Annotated in this window: 17 protein-coding genes; 7 read left to right on the top strand and 10 right to left on the bottom strand. The window is 61.4% G+C overall.

Going from position 1 to position 18,243, the window contains the following annotated elements; all coding sequences use genetic code 11:
* Positions 1-12 precede the first annotated feature (12 nt).
* Both NL123_RS20975 and NL123_RS20970 read left to right on the top strand, forming a co-directional pair.
* A complete protein-coding gene (locus NL123_RS20975; protein ID WP_494356264.1) occupies positions 13-2,022 on the top strand; it encodes a CocE/NonD family hydrolase in 2,010 nt (669 codons plus the stop codon).
* Positions 2,023-2,105: 83 nt separating this feature from the next.
* Positions 2,106-3,041, top strand: coding sequence for a LysR substrate-binding domain-containing protein (locus tag NL123_RS20970; RefSeq protein WP_248487340.1), 936 nt, complete (start codon positions 2,106-2,108; stop codon positions 3,039-3,041).
* A 3-nt stretch (positions 3,042-3,044) separates the two neighbouring features.
* On the opposite strand, the gene NL123_RS20965 is transcribed toward NL123_RS20970, so the two are convergent.
* The 3 genes from NL123_RS20965 to NL123_RS20955 form a co-directional block, all read right to left on the bottom strand.
* Positions 3,045-3,167, bottom strand: coding sequence for a hypothetical protein (locus tag NL123_RS20965; RefSeq protein WP_255337134.1), 123 nt, complete (start codon positions 3,165-3,167; stop codon positions 3,045-3,047).
* 110 nt (positions 3,168-3,277) lie between these two features.
* Positions 3,278-4,444, bottom strand: a complete 1,167-nt coding sequence (locus tag NL123_RS20960; protein ID WP_494356263.1) for a catalase family protein — start codon at positions 4,442-4,444, stop codon at positions 3,278-3,280.
* Positions 4,441-6,249 (bottom strand): di-heme-cytochrome C peroxidase, encoded by a 1,809-nt coding sequence (locus NL123_RS20955; protein WP_494356262.1) that lies wholly within the window; start codon positions 6,247-6,249, stop codon positions 4,441-4,443. The genes NL123_RS20960 and NL123_RS20955 overlap by 4 nt, the downstream gene beginning before the upstream one ends.
* Before the next feature lie 258 nt (positions 6,250-6,507).
* Between NL123_RS20955 and bamJ the strand changes: the two genes are divergently transcribed.
* The 4 genes from bamJ to NL123_RS20935 all read left to right on the top strand — a co-directional run bounded on the left by bamJ (position 6,508) and on the right by NL123_RS20935 (position 8,908).
* Positions 6,508-7,239: a BamJ family beta-barrel-assembly machinery protein gene (gene bamJ, locus NL123_RS20950; RefSeq protein WP_028615781.1), complete on the top strand. Its 732-nt coding sequence runs from the start codon at positions 6,508-6,510 to the stop codon at positions 7,237-7,239.
* A 408-nt stretch (positions 7,240-7,647) separates the two neighbouring features.
* Entirely contained in the window at positions 7,648-8,106 is a 459-nt protein-coding gene (locus tag NL123_RS20945) for a YkvA family protein (RefSeq protein WP_248487346.1), read from the top strand.
* Between the two features lie 92 nt (positions 8,107-8,198).
* Positions 8,199-8,540 carry a helix-turn-helix domain-containing protein gene (locus tag NL123_RS20940; RefSeq protein WP_248487348.1) on the top strand — a complete coding sequence of 114 codons (342 nt, stop codon included), beginning with the start codon at positions 8,199-8,201 and terminating at the stop codon, positions 8,538-8,540.
* Entirely contained in the window at positions 8,537-8,908 is a 372-nt protein-coding gene (locus NL123_RS20935; RefSeq protein ID WP_005786715.1) for a hypothetical protein, read from the top strand. Before NL123_RS20940 ends, NL123_RS20935 begins: the two co-directional genes overlap by 4 nt.
* Here NL123_RS20935 and NL123_RS20930 read toward each other — a convergent pair.
* A complete protein-coding gene (locus tag NL123_RS20930; protein ID WP_248487350.1) occupies positions 8,905-10,674 on the bottom strand; it encodes a bifunctional diguanylate cyclase/phosphodiesterase in 1,770 nt (589 codons plus the stop codon). The genes NL123_RS20935 and NL123_RS20930 overlap by 4 nt on opposite strands.
* Before the next feature lie 118 nt (positions 10,675-10,792).
* Complete coding sequence (locus NL123_RS20925) at positions 10,793-12,874, bottom strand: carboxy terminal-processing peptidase (protein WP_494356261.1); 2,082 nt, start codon at positions 12,872-12,874, stop codon at positions 10,793-10,795.
* A 138-nt stretch (positions 12,875-13,012) separates the two neighbouring features.
* Here NL123_RS20925 and NL123_RS20920 point away from each other — a divergent pair, with 138 nt between their 5' ends.
* Entirely contained in the window at positions 13,013-13,975 is a 963-nt protein-coding gene (locus NL123_RS20920; protein WP_494356260.1) for a zinc-binding dehydrogenase, read from the top strand.
* Between the two features lie 126 nt (positions 13,976-14,101).
* Here the strand turns inward: NL123_RS20920 and NL123_RS20915 are convergent, their stop codons facing one another.
* Genes NL123_RS20915 through NL123_RS20895 form a run of 5 tightly spaced genes read right to left on the bottom strand, consistent with a single transcriptional unit; the run spans position 14,102 to position 18,199 of the window.
* Entirely contained in the window at positions 14,102-14,755 is a 654-nt protein-coding gene (locus NL123_RS20915; RefSeq protein ID WP_494356259.1) for an HAD family hydrolase, read from the bottom strand.
* A 31-nt stretch (positions 14,756-14,786) separates the two neighbouring features.
* Positions 14,787-15,776: an ABC transporter ATP-binding protein gene (locus NL123_RS20910; protein ID WP_494356258.1), complete on the bottom strand. Its 990-nt coding sequence runs from the start codon at positions 15,774-15,776 to the stop codon at positions 14,787-14,789.
* Positions 15,773-16,573 (bottom strand): ABC transporter permease, encoded by an 801-nt coding sequence (locus tag NL123_RS20905; protein WP_071496161.1) that lies wholly within the window; start codon positions 16,571-16,573, stop codon positions 15,773-15,775. Before NL123_RS20905 ends, NL123_RS20910 begins: the two co-directional genes overlap by 4 nt.
* A complete protein-coding gene (locus NL123_RS20900; RefSeq protein WP_494356257.1) occupies positions 16,560-17,396 on the bottom strand; it encodes an ABC transporter permease in 837 nt (278 codons plus the stop codon). Before NL123_RS20900 ends, NL123_RS20905 begins: the two co-directional genes overlap by 14 nt.
* A complete protein-coding gene (locus NL123_RS20895) occupies positions 17,393-18,199 on the bottom strand; it encodes an alkaline phosphatase family protein (RefSeq protein WP_248487359.1) in 807 nt (268 codons plus the stop codon). Before NL123_RS20895 ends, NL123_RS20900 begins: the two co-directional genes overlap by 4 nt.
* Positions 18,200-18,243: the final 44 nt, after the last annotated feature.

Below are 18,243 nucleotides of genomic sequence, written 5' to 3'. Positions count from 1 at the left end.
TTGGAGTTACTGATGGAAATCGTCACTGAGTTTACTTACACCGTGCGCGAGATCGAGCACTGCCTGATCCCTTTGAAGGACGGCACCCAACTGGCCGCCCGCATCTGGCTGCCGCAAGTCGCCGACCCGCAGACCTTCCCGGCGATCCTGGAATACCTGCCGTACCGCAAGCGCGATGGCACCGCCGTGCGTGATGCGCTGACCCACCCGTGGATGGCGGGGCAAGGCTATGTGTGTGTACGCGTCGACATGCGTGGCAATGGTGAATCCCAGGGCCTGATGGCCGATGAATACCTGTTGCAGGAACAGGAGGACGCCCTCGAAGTGATCGACTGGCTGTGCCGGCAGCCATGGTGCGACGGCAATGTCGGCATGATGGGCATCTCCTGGGGAGGCTTCAACGGCCTGCAAGTCGCGGCACGCCAGCCCGAGGCGCTGAAGGCGATCATCACGCTGTGTTCCACCGATGACCGCTTTGCCGATGACATCCACTACAAGGGCGGCAACCTGCTGATGGAGAACTTCGGTTGGGCCGCCACCATGCTCAACTTCAGCGCGGCGGTGCCTGACCCTTTGCTGGTCGGCGATGACTGGAAAGATCTCTGGCAACAACGCCTGGACGCCATGCCGTTGCTCGCCGAAACCTGGCTGCAGCACCAGACCCGCGATGACTACTGGCGCCATGGCTCGGTGTGCGAGGACTATGCGCAGATCAAGGCCGCCGTGTATGCGGTCGGCGGTTGGGGCGACGCCTACCGCAATACCGTATCGCGCTTGATGGAAAACCTGCCAGGGCCGAAGAAGGCCATGATCGGCCCGTGGATTCACAAATACCCGCACTTCGCCGTGCCCAATCCAGCCATCGGCTTTCTGCAGGAGGCCAAGCGTTGGTGGGATCACTGGCTCAAAGGTGTGGATAACGGCGTGATGGATGACGCGGCGTGCACCTTTTACCTACAGGATATTCTGCCCCCGAGGGGCAGTTATGCCGAACGGCCGGGCATCTGGGTACAGACCGCCGGCTGGCCGGACCCCCAGGTGCAATGGACTGATTTCAGCCTTGGCGAACATGGCCTGACTCCTGGGGCACAGCCCTTGGTCACACCGCGCAGCATTTGCTCGCCGCTGACCACGGGCCTGCACCAGGGCGAATACTGCGCCATCTGGTTTGGCCCCGATGGCCCGACGGATCAGCGCCGCGATGATGCCCACTCGCTGTGCTTCGATTCCCAAGCGCTGACCGAGCCGTTGGCGTTGTTGGGCGATGCCCGTCTCACGCTGCGCCTGGCGAGTGACACGGCCTGCGGCCAATTGGTCGCCAGGCTGAATGCCGTGGCACCGGACGGGCAGGTGACGCAGATCAGTTATGGCGTGCTCAATCTCACGCTGCGTGAAGACTTCTCTTGCGTAACACCTGTAGTCCCGGGGGAACCGATGGAGGTACATCTAAACCTCGACCACATCGGCCTGCGCTTGCCGGCCGGTTACCGCCTGCGTCTGGCCCTGAGCACCGCCAGTTTCCCGTTGCTGTGGCCAAGCCGCGAGCTGACAACCCTGACCTTGCTGGCGACCCTGCAAAGCCTGCAATTGCCGGTGTTCACCGGCGCTGCGGTGGACTGCCCGTTCGAGGCGCCGCAATCGGCGACGCCAGTGGCGATGGAAGTCCTACGCGCCGCGGCGCCGAAACGCACCCTGATCGAAGATGTGGGCAGTGGCGAAGTCTGCGTGAAGATCGAAGACGACCTGGGCGCGGTGCGTTTTACCGATCACGGCTTGTCGGTCGACCAGCGTTGCACCGAGCAATACCGCACCTTGCCTTGGGACCCGCTGTCGACGCGGGCGGATATCGAATGGCATTACCGCGTCGGCCGTGACCAGTGGGCCGTGGAGGTGGAGAGCCACTTGAGCGTGCATGCCGATGCCGAGTGGTTCTACATCGAAGGGGAGCAGACAGCCTGGGAAAACGGCCAGTTGGAACATCGTCGGCAATGGAGCAAGCGCGTGGCGAGGGTCGCGCTGTAAGCAGGCAACTGGCAGGATGCTTGCCATCGTGATCGCTGCGGGCCTGGGGCAACCCGGGCTCGTCATTGCCAATGGAACTGCTCATGTCGCGTCGAAACGTCGATCTTCCACCGCTCAACTGCTTGCAGACGTTCGAAGCGGCTGCCCGCCATTTGAGCTTTACCCAGGCGGCTAATGAACTGAACCTGACCCAGAGCGCGGTCAGCCGTCAGGTCAAGCGCCTCGAAGAGGACTTGGCCCGCCCATTGTTTTATCGCCTGGCCCAGGGCCTGAGCCTGACGCCCGCCGGTGTGCGTTACTTCCGCACCATCCAGCGCCTACTGCGCGAACTGGATCGCGAATCCGCCGAGCTGCGCCGGCGTGGCGCCGACCGCCAGTTGACCCTGGCCAGCACGCCCACTATCAGCACGATCTGGCTCGCCGGCCTGTTGCCACAATTCCAGCGCGAACACCCGGACCTGGATATCCGAATCCTGTGCAGCGAAAGCCCCAGCCATCTGGACGTCAGTGAATATGACCTGGGCCTTTTCTATCACCTGGATGAACTGGCCGCGCCCCACGGCCTCGAGCTCTCGCCGGTGTTCGACAGCGAGCAGGTCATCACTGTGTGCAGCCCGGCCTACCTCGAACACCACGGCCCGATTCGCGATATACACCATTTGCTGCACGCTCACACCTTGCTGATCGTGGAGGATCACTACCACGATTGGCTGACCTGGGCCGACTGGTTCACCGACGCCGGTGCCGACTATTACACCCCGCGCCACGCGTTGCGGACCAACAGCTATCAACTGCTGATGCAGTCGGCGGTGATGGGGCACGGCATCGCACTGGGCTGGAAGAGTCTGTTGGAGGACGACCTGGCTTCCGGGCGCCTGCAAATGGCCTTGCCCCATACCATGCACAGCCGCGGCCGCCTGCATCTGATGCAACCCCACCACCGCAACCCACCGTCGGCCGCGCGCAGTTTTCGCCAATGGTTACTGGCCAAGACCGCCGCGGCGGAGTCAGCTGGCTGAAGCTCAACGCTGGCCGGTTTTTTTCTTCCGGTTCTGACGCGTCGCCAAGTGCTCGAAACAAAAAGACGCGGTGCCGAACACCGCAATCAGGGTGAGTACGAGCATGCCGAGGGTTGAGCTTTCCACGGTGTTTTCCTACGGGTGATGGAGTAGGTCTTCACGGTAGAGGCGGGGAGAGAGTGGCTCAATAGACCCGACGCAATCCTTACGCCGCCGGGTCCATTGTTACGCACTTTTTACGGGGCGTTGCGGCTGTGGCGGTAATCGCTGACCGCTTCATACACCGCCTTGCGCAAGCGGTTGATGCCGCCGATAGGGCGATGTTCCGCTACGCCGAACCAGGGGTTGAACGACTGGTTGTCGCACGCCAGGTTCTGCTCGGGGGTATCGAAGTCCTGCGCCGGGATACGCACCTTGGCCACGGTTTCGTAGGGCGCATCGCTTTCCTTCCACTCGATGCTGGTGTCTTCGATCGGCATGAATTTCTGCGGGTTCTGCCGCTGGATCTGCAGCACGAAACACGCAGGCACGCGATCGGTGGACAACTGCTGGCTCAAGGCGCTGCGCAGGAAATTCGGCAGGTCCTGGTTCTGTTTGGGCAGTTGATATTCCGGGCAGCTCTGCGGGTCGGGGGTCACGCGGAACTTGGCGTTGGCCGTGCCGAACTTGTAGGGCGAGACCGAAAAGTAGGTGGTCTGTGTCGGGCTCGCCGGTGCTGGCGCCAGGGTCGCCAGGGCGATGAACAAGTGACGCACCTGCCAGGTGCGCGGGTCGACCTTGGGGAAGAACGCCAGGACTTTCTTGCCATCCGCCTGGGCGCCGATGTTCTGTGCGTACTCCGCCACATCACTGACAAAGAAGTTCGGGTGGCTGAACATCACGAAGTCCTGTTCGGTGCGGGTCTGCTGGTCGGCCAGCAGTTGCTTGCCCGGCACGTCCAACAGCTTGAGGGCCATGCCCCGTGCATCGCGGATGCTGTCGAACTGCGGGTACGCGTTGCCGTTGGACAGCCGCATCAGCGCCTGCCAGGTCTTGCCCGGCTCGGCGAACACGCCCTGGCGCAGCGCCGGATCGAGGTCGGCCATTACGCTGACTTCGGCCTTCACGCAGCCGTGGGCCTTGGCGTGGGCGTCGCGCAGGTAACGCGTGCCTTCGCGGTGTTGGTCGACGATGCGCACCGCCGTCTGGATGATTCCTTGGGTCATCGCCGCTTCGCCGGGCGGAATCTGTTCGTTTGGCGACACCGGCCCGCTGTGCTGCCAGGCATACCAGGCGGTGGCACCCAGCCAGACGAGCAGGCCGAGGCCCACCAGCCAAAGCAAGGTCTTGCCCAGAAACGCACCGATGCGCAGCCACAGGCGGGCGAGCAGGGAAGGTCGGTCGTAGGGGGATCGAATCATCATGGCAGTTGTTGCTCCAGCGGGCCGCCCAGCACTTTGAGGTATTCCAGCAGCGCCCAGCGTTCCTGCGGTAGCAGGCCACGGCCGATCACGCCCTTGCCACGACTGCCGGCACGGAATTCATGTCCGCTGTTGTGGTTGCCGGTGATTTTGGTATCGAACAGGAACGCATTCTTGAACGCCGCCGTCTCGAAACCGAGATGACGCGGGTCGTAGTTGAAGGTGCCTTTATAGAAGGTGGTGCTGCGCTCGTCCTGAGGCGAGAGTAACTGATAGATCGTCGGCACCGAGCCGTTGTGCAGGAACGGCGGCGTAGCCCACACGCCGGCGAGCGGCCGTGCCTTGTAGGCGCGCAGCTCGCGCACGCCGATGGGCAAGCCGTATCCATCCAGGCGCGGACGCTCGGCCGGGGTCACGCCGGCGGCACGGTAGGCGTGCTCTTCGACAAAGGCGGTGACGTAGGCGAGGCCCTTGGCCACGGACATTTTTTTCAGGTCCAGCGGTTCGGTCGGCGTCGGGTGCAGCTCGACGTTGAGTTTGGCCAGTTCCGCCGGGTCCCATTGCAGGGCGCTGAGGTCGTAGCGTTGGTCAGCAATGTTGCTGGCGGTGCCCGGGTCGGTGCCGATGTAGTCCACCGGCAGCATTTTCAACTGTTGCACCGGGCGGCCGTTTTCCTGGGTGACACTGGGCACATGGCAGCCGGCGCAGTTTTCCGCGAACAGTGCACGGCCCTGCGCGGCGAGGGGCTTGTCGATGGCGCCGAACAGGTCCTCGGGCCAGGTCGGCGGCTTGAGGCGTTGCAGGGTTTCTTCGATCAGGTTGAGGTCACGCACGCGGACGCTGGACGGGTAACGCGCATCGCCCTGGAGCGGCTGGCCGGCGGCGTCGAAAAAGCTCAGTGTGGCGCCGACACCCAGGGCCTCACCGATATTGCGCGCCATGGGTTGCTGGGCCGAGCCGTTCCATTGCACCCAGTCGAAGGTCCAGATATCCCACAACTGCGGGTAGTCCACCGGCGCGTTGGCGACGCGATAATTGTCCGGGGAAATCGCATCGCCAAAGCTGGCGTTGGCGATACGGCCAAATGCGTCGGTGCGGCCGGGGCCTTCTTCGGTGGGATAGAGGCCGCGATGAGTGTCGTTCCAGGCCACCTTGAGGAATTGGTTCAGCGATTGCTTGAAGTCCTGGCGCAGTTGTTTTTGCTCGGTGTCGTAGCGATCGCCGAGCACTTGGCGGGCAAAACGCTCGAACTTCCACGGGTTGTAGTAGGTGGCGGCGAGGCTGGCGACCAACGCCTGGCCGAAACTGCCGCCGCGCAGGGTCGGAACGCTGGAGGGCAGTACATGCTGGGCCGAACCGCCGTCGATGCGCAGGGCCTGGCCTTTGAAGTGCAGCTCGCCGGTATGGCAGGCGGCGCAGGTGATATCCAGGTATTCAACGTTGCTGCCGGCGTTTTTATGCCGGGCGAAACCCACTGGCAAGTTGCCGGGGTTCTGCGTGGTGGGCACCTGCTTGGGGTCGACCAGGAAACCGAAGCGTGCCAGGTAGTCGGGCGTGGCAAAACGTCGCTCGGAAAACGGCAGTTCGAGGGCGGTGAACCAGTCGTAGTGCAGGCCTTTTACTTGCGTGCCTTGGGGCGTGAAGTAATAGGTCTGGCGATCGGTGGCGCTCCATTGGTCCTGGTAGTGCACCTGCTCCACAGGCACGTAGTCCGGCAGCTTGGGGTTGATGGTGTAATAGAGCACCACGCCCAGCACCAGGGCCAGCAGGGTGAATATCAGGAGTAAAACACGGGTAAAAATGCGCAAGATGGCTATCCTTGTCTCGGCCTTGTCGAGTGGTCGCGTTGTTATGCCACTACACCACAGGGGCGGCAAGTGGCCATGAGCCTGGTAGTAGGCGGTCCCACGATCCGTCGCGGGCCTGCATCATGAATGAAAATGCTTTTAAACACGTGAACTTATCGGAAGTTTCCTGCTCACATGCCGGTAGCCATTGGTCGTGGCCGCCTGATAAGCTCGCGACTTTATTCGAATGCCCTTTTGGCGCATGAACAAGGAAATAGCATGAAACAGCATCGGTTGGCGGCGGCGGTGGCCCTGGTTAGCCTGGTACTTGCGGGTTGTGATTCGCAGACCAGCGTAGAGCTGAAAACCCCGGCGCAGAAAGCTTCCTACGGTATCGGCCTGAACATGGGCAAGAGCCTTGCCCAAGAAGGCATGGATGACCTGGATTCCAAAGCTGTAGCCCAGGGCATCGAAGATGCCGTTGGCAAGAAAGAGCAGAAGCTCAAAGACGACGAACTGGTTGAAGCGTTTGCCGCACTGCAGAAGCGTGCTGAAGAACGCATGACCAAGATGAGCGAAGAGTCGGCAGCCGCCGGCAAGAAATTCCTCGAAGACAACGCCAAGAAGGACGGCGTCGTCACCACCGCTTCCGGTCTGCAGTACAAGATCGTGAAGAAGGCCGATGGCGCCCAGCCCAAGCCAACCGACGTGGTGACTGTTCACTACACCGGCAAGCTCACCAACGGCACCACCTTTGACAGCTCCGTGGATCGCGGCAGCCCGATTGACCTGCCGGTCAGCGGTGTGATCCCGGGTTGGGTCGAAGGCCTGCAACTGATGCACGTGGGCGAGAAGGTCGAGTTGTACATTCCTTCCGACCTGGCCTACGGCGCACAGAGCCCGAGCCCGGCGATTCCAGCCAACTCCGTGCTGGTCTTCGACCTGGAGCTGCTGGCCATCAAGGACCCAGCCAAGGCTGACGCGCCTGCTGCACCAGCCGCCAAGAAGTAATCGGCGCCTGAACACACAACGCCCCGTCTCGACGGGGCGTTGTTGTTTCTGGGGCCAGCAGGCACCTGAATGTGGGAGGGGGCTTGCCCCCGATTGCGGTAGATCAGTCACTTATGCTGTGGCTGAACCATTGCCATCGGGGGCAAGCCCCCTCCCACATTAGAGCTTGGCGAATTCAAACGAACGTCTGCAGCCGGTTACAGTCTGATATAAGACTCGAGTACGGGTAGCCGCACATCAACGCCAAGTCAATGAAATCTTGGGTTTTTTTTCAGTGCGCAAAAAACGCCCGATCTGACTGCAAGCCTTGTACTACGTGGCTTTCAGCCCGGAAAATAGGCTCTGTTCACAAGGTTATCCACAATTTGTGTGGATAACCTTTTATGTCGCCTGGAACTGGAGTGACGAATGAAACCACCCTTCAATTTCACCCGTTTCCTGCCCATGGCCGCACGTCTCCTGGGTCGCGGGCGCTTGCCCACGCTGTTGTTTGCGGTCGCCGCCAAAGGCTCGAGCCAAGGCAACCGCCTGGGCAAGCTCAAGGATGATCTCAAGTTGCTCCAGGCCCTGTGCCTGGCTTACTGGCGCGGTGAGTACCGGGCCATCAGCCCCAAGGCGCTGATCTCGGTGGTGGCGGGGCTGATGTATTTCCTCAGCCCGATTGATGCGATCCCCGACTTTATCCCGGTGTTCGGCATGCTCGATGACATTGCTGTGCTGGCATGGGTCATGAAGACCCTGGACGGTGAACTGAGCGCGTTTCGCGCCTGGCGAGAGGCCCAGCGCCCGGAAAAGCTCGCCGTGGTTGAGCGCCTGCCTGCGACGCCCTCGCTGCTGGCCCAGGAAAACCCGCAAAAAAACCCATGACTTGGCTATCCCCTGCGACCTTTGTGGCTGTTAGGATTACACTCCTAAGGAAAGAGCTTACTTAGTAAGTGCAGTTATCCTACGGGGCAGTCATGGATATTCAGATAATTTCACGTAATGGCGAACCCGAATATGCGGTGTTGCCATGGGATCAGTACCAGGCGCTGCTAAAAGCTGCCGGTCAGCAACAGACTACGCTACCTCCTTCCTCATCGACTGCCCAAGCCGCCCCTGCACAGGACCTGCGCCCGCTCGCCGACCTGCGCGGCTTGCGCGAAGCCAAGGGTCTGGCGATCGAGACCCTGGCCCGCACCGTGGGCATCAGCCCGTCATATCTTGGATTGATTGAAAGTGGTGAACGCCAGCCGGATGCCGCGATCCGCCGCAGCCTGGCCTGGGAATTGGGCGTTGCAGGTTGGAGGGATGAATCTTGAGCCTACGTATCAGCCGTCAACACTGGGATGGATTACTCAACGAACTGGACCAGGCGCGCCGTCAGCGCCATTTGCTGACTTACCGTGCGCTGCTGGAGCGCCTGCAATTTCCCACCCCGGCCATGCAGACCCTGGCCGCCGCCCTGGAACACCTGGCGGCGCTGGACGCCAAGGCCGAGCAGCCATTGCGCAGCTCGCTGGTGATCAGCCAGGGTGCCAGCCGTTTGCCGCGTACCGGTTTCTTCGAGTGCGTGGAGCGCCTGGGGCGTTTCAGCGGGCCGTCCGATGGCGTGGCCGCCGCCTCCTGGCACGCGTCGGAAGTGGTGCGGGTGTTTGAATACGAGTATCCCGAGTCCGCCGAGGCCTAAAGCGCCTGGGAGAGTGCGTCCATGCTGTCGATCACATGGATGCTGTAGCCGGCCATATCCTTGGCATGGTGCTTGGCCTGCGACGCCAACTCCGCCAACTGGCTGGCATCGAGTTGTCCACAGGCCTGTGGATATAAATGCACCACGCCGATGGACAGCGACAGCAGTGCAAACTCCTGGCGCACGCCCTGGCGGTTCAACGCCACGAAACAGCCGGCCTCCAGATGCTCGGCGCGGTAGAAGCGCCGGCATTGGGTATGGAAGTCATCCAGCAGTTGGTTGAGCCGCTTGCGCCAGTCCTGCGGGCCGAGCACCAGCAAAAAGTCATCGCCGCCGATATGCCCGACAAAGTCGCGGCTGGGATCGACGCGGTCGTTCAGGCACTGCGCCAGGCACAGCAACACCTCATCGCCACGCCCATAGCCGTAGATATCGTTGAACGGCTTGAAGCTGTCGATATCCACGTAACAGATCACCGACTCGCGCTGTTGTTGCAGCAGGCGTGTGAGGCACTGCTGGATCGGCACGTTGCCGGGCAGCAGGGTCAGTGGATTGGCGTAGCGCGCCTGCTGGATCTTCAGCTCGGTGATCAGCTTGAGCACATCGATCACCCGGCCCAGGCCCAGGTAATCGCCATTGAGGGTGATGATGAAATCTTCTTCGATGCGTTGCCGCGCACGGCTGGTGAGCAGGCGGCTGACCTGTTGCAGCGACTGGCTCAACTCCACCGCGAGGAAGTCGGTGCTCATCAAGCGGCTGATGGGCTTGCGCGCAAACAGGTCGGTGGCGAACGGCTTGAGCAGCGCATCCGACAGCGAATGCCGGTGCACGATACCGACCGGGTGGCCACGCCCGTCCAGCACTGCCAGGGAGTTGAGGTTGGCCTGGCGGCGGAACGCTTCGAGCACCTGGGCAGTGGCGGTGTCCTGGTCCACTGCCGGCTGTTCGCTGAGCAGGGCGCTGAGGTCGCTGCCTTCCTCGTTCAGCGCCACGTTGGCGCTGTCGGGCTTGGGCAGCATCAGCCGCGCTTCCTGCGGCGGTTGCTCCTGTGGACGGCACAGCAGGTAGCCTTGGACCAGGTCTACGCCCATCTCTGTCAGCACCGCCAACTCTTCGGGCAACTCGATGCCTTCGGCGATCACCTGGGCGCGTGACGCCTTGGCGATCTGCAGGATGGAGCCGACAAACTCGCGCTTGAGCGCATCCTGATGGATGCCGTCGATAAAGTGTCGGTCGATCTTCACGTAATCCGGGCGCAGCTCCGACCACAAGCGCAGGCTGGAATAGCCGGCACCGAGGTCATCCAGGGCAATCGAGAACCCCATGTTGCGGTAGTGGTGCAGGGCGGTTTGCAACAGGTCGATATCATTGGTGGGGGTTTGTTCGGTGAGCTCGATCACCACCTGGCTCGGTGGGATGCCGTAGTCATGCAGCAGTTGCAGGGTGCGCCCCGGTTGGTGCGCGGTTTCCATCAGCGATTGCGGCGAGACGTTGAGGAACAGCTTGCCCGGCAGCTTCTGCTCGCTGAAGCGTCGACACGCGCTTTCGCGGCAGGCCATTTCCAGTTCGCTGAGGCGTCCGGCCTGGCCGGCCACGGAGAACAAGGCGACGGGAGAGTGCAGCGGGCTGTTGGACGGGCCGCGGCTGAGGGCTTCGTAGCCGAGAATACGCCGTTCAGACAGGCAAATGATCGGTTGGAACAGGCTGTGCAAACTGCCTTGAGCCAGGATAGAGCCCAGTGCATTCAGCTGTTCGGTCATGGTCATGGCGATCTCGATCGAAAAAAAAGGACCGCAGGCTTGAAACCTGCGGTCCTTCATTTCACGACAGAATGATGTCTATATGATGACACTCCAGGGAGCGATCACATTAAATCGCCATCATTTACTGCTTGGCCACCTGCTTGCTGATCTTCAGGTAGTCCAGCAGGATCCGGCCGGTCTCGGCCAGGTAAGCGTCGTCTTCCGGCTTGGTTTTTTCCGCTTCGGCCGGCAGCGCGTCTTCGTCTTCTTTCTTCAGCTCCTTGAGTGGATCCTCACCCTTGGCCTTGCGGCGGATGTTTTCCAGTACGAGTTGCTTGTTTTCGATGTCGGCGTGCTGCGCGCGGCGGTCCACTTCGTTGAGGCTGACGGTTTTTTCTTCCATCAGCTTCTTGGCCAGGGCCAGCTTGTCGCGGATGAACACGAACTCGGCATCCTTGGCGGAGCGGGTGTCGTGGTCAGCTTTCAACTGTGCCAGGAACGGTTTGAACGGATCCGACGCCGGCTTGATCGCAGGGCGGATGGTGTCCCACGGCATGGCTTCCGGCAGGGCGCTTTCGCCGATTTCCTTGGTGTCGATGATCGACGGGAAATCGATGTCCGGCAGTACGCCCTGGTGCTGGGTGCTCTGCCCGGAAACCCGGTAGAACTTGGCCAGGGTCAGTTTCAGCTCGCCATGGTTCAGCGGCTGGATGGTCTGCACGGTGCCCTTGCCGAAGGTCTGGCCACCGATGATCAAGGCGCGGTGGTAGTCCTGCATGGCACCGGCAAAAATCTCCGAAGCCGAGGCCGAGAGGCGGTTGACCAGCAAGGCCATCGGGCCTTTGTAGAAGGCGCCCGGGTTCTCGTCTTCCAGCACGTCGACACGGCCGTCAGCGTTGCGGACCAACACGGTCGGGCCTTTGTCGATAAACAGGCTGGTCAGCTCGGTCGCTTCCTGCAGGGAGCCGCCGCCGTTGTTGCGCAGGTCGATGACCACGCCGTCGACTTTTTCCTTCTGCAGTTCGGTGAGGATTTTCTTCACGTCGCGGGTGGTGGACTTGTAGTCCGGGTCGCCGGCACGGAAGGCCTTGAAGTCCAGGTAGAAGGCCGGAATCTCAATCACGCCCAGCTTGTAGTCCTTGCCATCCTGCTTGAGGTTGAGGACTTTCTTCTGCACGGCCTGGTCTTCGAGCTTCACCGCTTCACGGGTGATGGACACGATCTTGCTGGTCTGGTCGTTCGGTGCATTGGTGTGCGGAATCACTTCCAGGCGCACCACGCTGCCTTTCGGCCCACGGATCAGCTTGACCACTTCGTCCAGGCGCCAACCGACCACGTCGACCATCTCTTTGTCGCCCTGGGCCACGCCGATGATCTTGTCGGCCGGAGCGACCTGCTTGGTCTTGTCGGCCGGGCCTGCCGGTACCAGGCGCACGATCTTGACCTGATCATTGTCGCTTTGCAGGACGGCACCGATGCCTTCCAGCGACAGACTCATGTTGATATCAAAATTTTCCGCGTTATCTGGCGACAGATAATTGGTGTGCGGGTCGTAGGACATCGCGAAGGTGTTGATGTAGGCCTGGAAGATATCTTCGGCACGGGTCTGGTCCAGGCGCGCCAACTGATTCTTGTAGCGCTTGGTCAACAGCTCCTGGATGGCCTTGGGCTCTTTGCCGGCGATCTTCAGGCGCAGCACTTCGTCCTTGACGCGTTTGCGCCACAGGTCGTCAAGCGCGGCGGTGCTGGTCAGCCAAGGCGCGTCCTTGCGGTCCACCAGAAGGTTTTCCTTCTGGGTGAAGTCGAGCTTGTCGACGCCTTTGTCCAGCTCACCCAGGGCGAAGTCCAGACGCGCTTTGACGCGGTCCAGGTAACGCTTGTAGATGGTGAACGCGGGCTGCAGGTCGCCGCTCTTGAGGAAGTCGTCGAACTGGGTCTTCCACTTGTCGAACTCAGCGATATCGCTGGCCAGGAAGTAGCTGCGCGACGGATCCAGCAGCTTGAGGTAGCTGTCGTAGATGATCACCGAGCGAGCGTCGTCCAGCGGCGGCTTGCTGTAGTGATGACGCTTGAGCAACTCGACGACGTTAAGGCTGGCAATCACCTCATCGCGATCAGGTTGAAGATTGTCCCAGCTGTTGGCTGCGAACGTATTGGTCGACATCGACGCGAAGCCGAGACCAATGAATAGAGCGAGGGCGGTGCTGGGGAACAGATGCTTCATGCTGATTCGACGCGGGGGCAATTGATAACGCATATTAGGCCGTCTTTGAGGGAGCCGGTTCCATATGGTCCGGTCGCATAATGCAAAAAGCCCGGCGATACAGCTACGGGCTCAGTCCAGACTCACTATGGAGGCACTGTGAAAGCATTGCAAGGCGTTGACGGTCATGTGGAGTGGTTGGAAGAACCCAGTCCTACTTGCGATGTAGGGCAAGTTCGTATTCGTGTGGCGGCAGCGGGCCTCAATCGCGCCGATTTATTACAGCGTGCGGGGCTCTATCCGCCGCCACCGGGTGCCAGCCACGTGCTGGGCCTGGAGTGTTCCGGGGTGATCAGCGAAGTGGGTGCCGGTTCTTCCTGGCAAGTCGGTGACCGGGTTTGCGCACTGCTCGCCGGTGGCGGCATGGCCGAAGAAGTAGTGGTGGATGCGCGGCATGTGCTGCCGGTACCGGAAGGATTGTCGCTGATTGAAGCCGCGGCATTGCCTGAGGTGTACAGCACGGCGTGGCTCAATCTGTTTCAGTTGGCGGGCCTCAAGCCTGGCGAAAAAGTGTTGCTGCATGCCGGCGCCAGTGGCGTTGGCTCGGCGGCGATTCAACTGTGCAAGGCGTTTGGCAGTCCGTGCTGGGTCAGCGTTGGCTCGGCTGAGCGCCTGGCGTACTGCGAGGCACTGGGCGCACAAGGCGGCGTGGTGCGTACCGATGGCATCGAGGGGCTGCGGGATTTCGGGCCGTTCGATGTGATCCTCGACCCGGTCGGCGGCAACTATGCAGCGCTGGACCTTAAGCTGCTGGCCCTTGATGGTCGTTGGGTGTTGATCGGCTTGATGGGCGGGCGTGACGCGCAACTGGACCTGGCCCAGGTACTGGGCAAGCGCATTCAGTTGCTGGGCTCGACCTTGCGCAGCCGCAGTGATCAGTTCAAGGCCGACCTGTTCAGCGACTTGAGCCAGCATGTGTGGCCGCTGTTTGTTGAAGGGCGGCTGAGCCCGCAGTTGGCCAGGACCTTTGCGATCAAGGATGCCGAAGCGGCGTTTGCCGAGCTTGCGACCAACCGGATTTCCGGGAAGTTGGTGTTGGTGATTGACGAAAGCCTGAGCTGAATTGTAATGCGTTTAATAATGTGGGAGGGGGCTTGCCCCCGATGACAGTGGGACAGTGAAGAATTCTTCATCTGACACACTGTCATCGGGGGCAAGCCCCCTCCCACATTTTTGATCTCGGCTCAATCAGACCCAGTGATGGATCGGCCAGCCGGCCTTTTCGGCATGCTCGCGCAACACCGGATCCGGGTTCACTACCTGTGGATGTTCCACCTTCAGCAACAACGGCAAATCATTGCGCGAGTCCGAGTAGAAATACGCACCGTCCAGCGTTTCACCTTCCTGCTCCAGCCACTCCAGCAAGCGGGTGATCTTGCCTTCACGGTAGGTCAATACACCCTCGGTATGGCCGCTGTACACGCCGTGCTTCACTTCAAGGTTGATGCCCAACACCTCATCAATGCCTATCCGCGCCGCAATCGGCGTAACCAGGTGTGTGCCGGAGGCAGAGATCACCAGGATCCGGTCGCCATTCGCACGGTGGCGGGCGATGGTCTTGGTGGCGTCGCTGTAGATCAGCGGTTCGATCACGTCCTCGACCCACGGCTCCACCAGGTGTTCGATTTCCTCCGGTGTGCGGCCGATCATCGGTTCGAGGCTGAAAGCCATGAAGTCTTCCATCTTCAACTGGCCCTGGCTGTAGGCGTCCATCAGCTCGTCGTTCCTGCGCATGAACGACTCAGGGTCGACCCAGCCCAGGCTGCCCATTTGCTTGCTCCACAGGGTGGCGCAGTCGCCGTGGATCAGTGTGTCGTCCAGATCAAAAATTACCAATGCCATCCGTCATGCTCTCTCAATAAATCGTCGCTGCTCAGGCTACTTCACACAGGGCGCTGGGGTCGATGGAAAGTGCCAGGCGTTGCCCGTCCGGGTGCAGGTCGTCGGCCGAGCGGTTGAGTACGTCTACCACCAGTTCCACGCCACGTGCTTCGATGCGGTAGCGGATCACGTTGCCCAGCAGGCTGTGGCTGCGCACCAGGGCATCCAACTCACCATTGCGGCTCAGCTCGATGGCCTCCGGGCGAATGGCGATGCGGCTGTTGATCGGGCGTTGCAGCAACTGGGTGGCCTTGTCGGCATCCAGCAGGTTGTAGTTGCCGATGAACCCGGCGGCGAACACGTCCACCGGCGCGGTGTAGAGAGTCTCGGCATCGCCGCTCTGCACGATCTTGCCCTGGTTCATCAGGAAGATCCGGTCGGACATGGTCAGGGCTTCTTCCTGGTCATGGGTCACGAAGATCGTGGTCAACCCCAGCTCGCGCTGGATCTGGCGGATCTGCTCGCGCAGGTGCTTGCGAATCCGTGCGTCCAGTGCCGACAGCGGCTCATCCAGCAGCAACAGGCGCGGGCGCGTGACCAGGGAGCGGGCGAGGGCCACGCGCTGGCACTGGCCGCCGGACATCTGGTGCGGGTAGCGGCCGGCGAGGTCCTTGAGTTCCACCAGTTGCAGCACTTCCTGCACGCGCTTGTGGCTGTCGTCGGCGTTGACCTTCTGCATGCGCAGGCCGAAGACGACGTTCTGTTCCACGGTCATGTTGGGGAACAGCGCATAGCTCTGGAACACCATGCCGATATGGCGTTTCTGCGGGCTCAGCGGGACGATGTCCTGCCCATCCAGCAGGATTTTGCCACTGTCGACCGAGGTCAGCCCGGCGATGCAGCGCAGCAGTGTGGACTTGCCGCACCCGGACGGGCCGAGCAGGGTGACGAATTCGCCCTTGGCGATTTCGCAGTTGATATCACTGAACACCGGGGTGCCGGCGTAGCCTTTCTGCAGGTGTTGGACGCTGACGAAGCTCATTGGCTTTTGTCCTTGTTCAAGATATTGGCGGCCCAGGTCAGCACCAGCACAAAGAAGAAGTAGGAAATCACGACGGCACTGGTGAAGTGGCCGCTGCTGTTGCGCATGTTGTTCAGGTACACCTGCAGGGTTTCGTAGCGGGTGCCCACGAGGATGTTGGCGAACACGAACTCGCCGAACAGGAACGAGAACGACAGCAACAGCGCCACCATCAAGCCTTTGCGCAAGTTCGGCAGCACCACCAGGATCGCCGCCTGCCAGGTGCTGGCGCCGAGTAGTTGGGAGGCGTCCATCAGGTCGCGCAGGTTGATCGCTTGCAAGTTGTTGGTGATCGCCCGGTACATGAACGGCAGCGCGACGGTGAAGTAGCAGCCGATCAGAATCCACGGCGTGCCCACCATCGCAAAGGGCCCGGAGCCATACAGTTGCAGCAGGCCCACCGACGACACCACCGGTGGTACCGCGAAGGGCAGCAGGATCAGGATGTTCATCAGCGCATCGAGCTTGGGGAAGTGGTAATGCACCACGAACAACAGCGGCAAAATCAGCACCACCGACAGCACCAGCGCACCCACGCACACCAGCAGCGATTGCCCGAAGGCCATCAGGAAGCGCGGGTCGCTCCACAGCTGCACGTACCATTTCACCGTGAAACCAGCTGGCAGGATTGTTGCCGACCAACTGCTGGCGATGGAGTAGACGAAGGTGCCCACCAACGGCAGCACCAGGATTGCAAATAACAGCCACACCACCACGCGGTGGTAGAGGGAGGCCGGGCCGGCTTCAGCGCGAGACATGGTAGCTCCTCTTGAGCAGCAGTTGATGGACCACGGTGACCACGGTCATCAGCGCCACCAGCACCACGGCCAGGGCGCTGGCCAGGTTCGGGTCGAGGGACACGTCACCGGAGACCAGGCCCGCGATGCGGATCGGTAGCACGTTGAAGTTGCCGGTGGTCAGCGCATACACCGTGGCGTAGGCGCCAAGGGCGTTGGCCAGCAGGATCACGAAGGTGCCGAGCAGGGCCGGAGTGAGCACCGGCAGGCCGATATGCCGCCAGAACTGCCAGCCGTTCGCGCCCAGCAGCGACGCCGACTCGCGCCAATCTTCACGCAGCGCATCGAAGGCCGGGTACAGCAGCAGTACACCGAGGGGAATCTGGAAGTAGGTATAGAGGATGATCAGGCCGGTCTTGGAGTACAGGTTGAAGTCCTGAATGATCCCGGCCTGCTTGAGCATGATCGTAATGCTGCCGTTGAAGCCCAACAGGATGATGAAGGCGAAGGCGAGGGGCACGCCGGCAAAGTTGCTGGTCATGTTGGCAAAGGCAGTGACGAAGTTGCGCAGTGGCGAATCTACCCGGCGCAACGAGTAGCTCCCCAGCGTGGCAATGATGATGCCGAACACGCTGGAGTAGAAGCTGATCTCCAAACTGAGCTGAATGGCTTGCAGGTAGAACTTCGAGCTGAAGATGCGCGTGAAGTTTTCCAGGCCCCAGCCAGCCTCTTCGGTTTGCAGACTGTTGATCAGTACCCACACCAGCGGGGCGATTTCGAACACGATAAAGAACAGCGCGAAAGGTACCAGGCACAGCAGCGCTAGCCATTTGCCTCGGATCATTTCAACAGCTCCCGGCATACAGGTTTGTCGTGGGGTACGCCCAGCAGCTCACAGACGGTGCCGCACAGCTCAGTCTGTTTCGGTGCGGCGCGGGTGTCCAGGCTGAACGCAGCGCCCAGCACAAACAGCGGCACTTCGCGTTCTTCGGGGAGCAGGCCATTGTGGGAGCGGTCGTTGTTCATGCCGTGGTCGGCGGTGACCAGCACCTGGTAGCCGGCATCGAGCCAGGTGTGCAGGTAGTCGGCCAGGATGATATCGGCCGAGCGTGCGCTGTTGCGGTACTGCGGAGTGTCGAGGCCGTGCTTGTGGCCGGCGTCGTCGATGTTCATCGGATGCACCACCAGGAAGTTCGGCGCGTGCCTGAGGCGCAGGCTTTCGGCGTCGGCGAACAGGTGGGAGTCCGGGTAGTGGTCATTCCAGTAGAAATGCCCGTGCTGGATCGCCAGCGCCGTGTCGTCGGTATGACGGTCGCGGGCGGCGAGGAAGGGCGTGCGGTTATACAACTCGCTGACCCAGTGATAAGCCGCCGCTGCCGTGGTCAGGCCGGCGTCGGTGGCGTAATGGAAAATGCTGCGCTGGTTGGACAGGCGCGAGACGTTGTTGTGGACGATACCGCTCTGGATTGGGGGTACGCCGGTGAGGATGCATTCATACAGCGGGCGGGACAGGGCGGGCAGTTCACATTCCAGTTTGTACAGGGCTGCGCGTCCTGCGCCGACATAGGCCTGCAAGTGCCCCATGGCGTGCCGCGCAACCTCGAAGTTCAGGCCGTCGAGCACGACAAGGATGACATTGTGCTTCATGGGGGGAGGCGCTCCGCAACGATGGACTTGACTCAATATTCCTG

The organism is Pseudomonas sp. FBCC-B1565 (genome assembly GCF_059133265.1).
The sequence above is the reverse complement of the archived record's forward strand: the minus strand, read 5'-3'. Positions and strand labels throughout refer to the sequence as shown.

What these genes read in the sequence shown, in the direction of transcription:
- NL123_RS20930 (WP_248487350.1), bottom strand. Translation starts at nt 10,674, where the DNA reads ATGACCATGACCGAACAGCTGAATGCACTGGGCTCTATCCTGGCTCAA.
- NL123_RS20905 (WP_071496161.1), bottom strand. Translation starts at nt 16,573, where the DNA reads ATGTCTCGCGCTGAAGCCGGCCCGGCCTCCCTCTACCACCGCGTGGTG.
- NL123_RS20915 (WP_494356259.1), bottom strand. Translation starts at nt 14,755, where the DNA reads ATGGCATTGGTAATTTTTGATCTGGACGACACACTGATCCACGGCGAC.
- bamJ (WP_028615781.1), top strand. Translation starts at nt 6,508, where the DNA reads ATGAAACAGCATCGGTTGGCGGCGGCGGTGGCCCTGGTTAGCCTGGTA.
- NL123_RS20895 (WP_248487359.1), bottom strand. Translation starts at nt 18,199, where the DNA reads ATGAAGCACAATGTCATCCTTGTCGTGCTCGACGGCCTGAACTTCGAG.
- NL123_RS20975 (WP_494356264.1), top strand. Translation starts at nt 13, where the DNA reads ATGGAAATCGTCACTGAGTTTACTTACACCGTGCGCGAGATCGAGCAC.
- NL123_RS20900 (WP_494356257.1), bottom strand. Translation starts at nt 17,396, where the DNA reads ATGATCCGAGGCAAATGGCTAGCGCTGCTGTGCCTGGTACCTTTCGCG.
- NL123_RS20925 (WP_494356261.1), bottom strand. Translation starts at nt 12,874, where the DNA reads ATGAAGCATCTGTTCCCCAGCACCGCCCTCGCTCTATTCATTGGTCTC.
- NL123_RS20940 (WP_248487348.1), top strand. Translation starts at nt 8,199, where the DNA reads ATGGATATTCAGATAATTTCACGTAATGGCGAACCCGAATATGCGGTG.
- NL123_RS20970 (WP_248487340.1), top strand. Translation starts at nt 2,106, where the DNA reads ATGTCGCGTCGAAACGTCGATCTTCCACCGCTCAACTGCTTGCAGACG.
- NL123_RS20960 (WP_494356263.1), bottom strand. Translation starts at nt 4,444, where the DNA reads ATGATGATTCGATCCCCCTACGACCGACCTTCCCTGCTCGCCCGCCTG.
- NL123_RS20945 (WP_248487346.1), top strand. Translation starts at nt 7,648, where the DNA reads ATGAAACCACCCTTCAATTTCACCCGTTTCCTGCCCATGGCCGCACGT.
- NL123_RS20910 (WP_494356258.1), bottom strand. Translation starts at nt 15,776, where the DNA reads ATGAGCTTCGTCAGCGTCCAACACCTGCAGAAAGGCTACGCCGGCACC.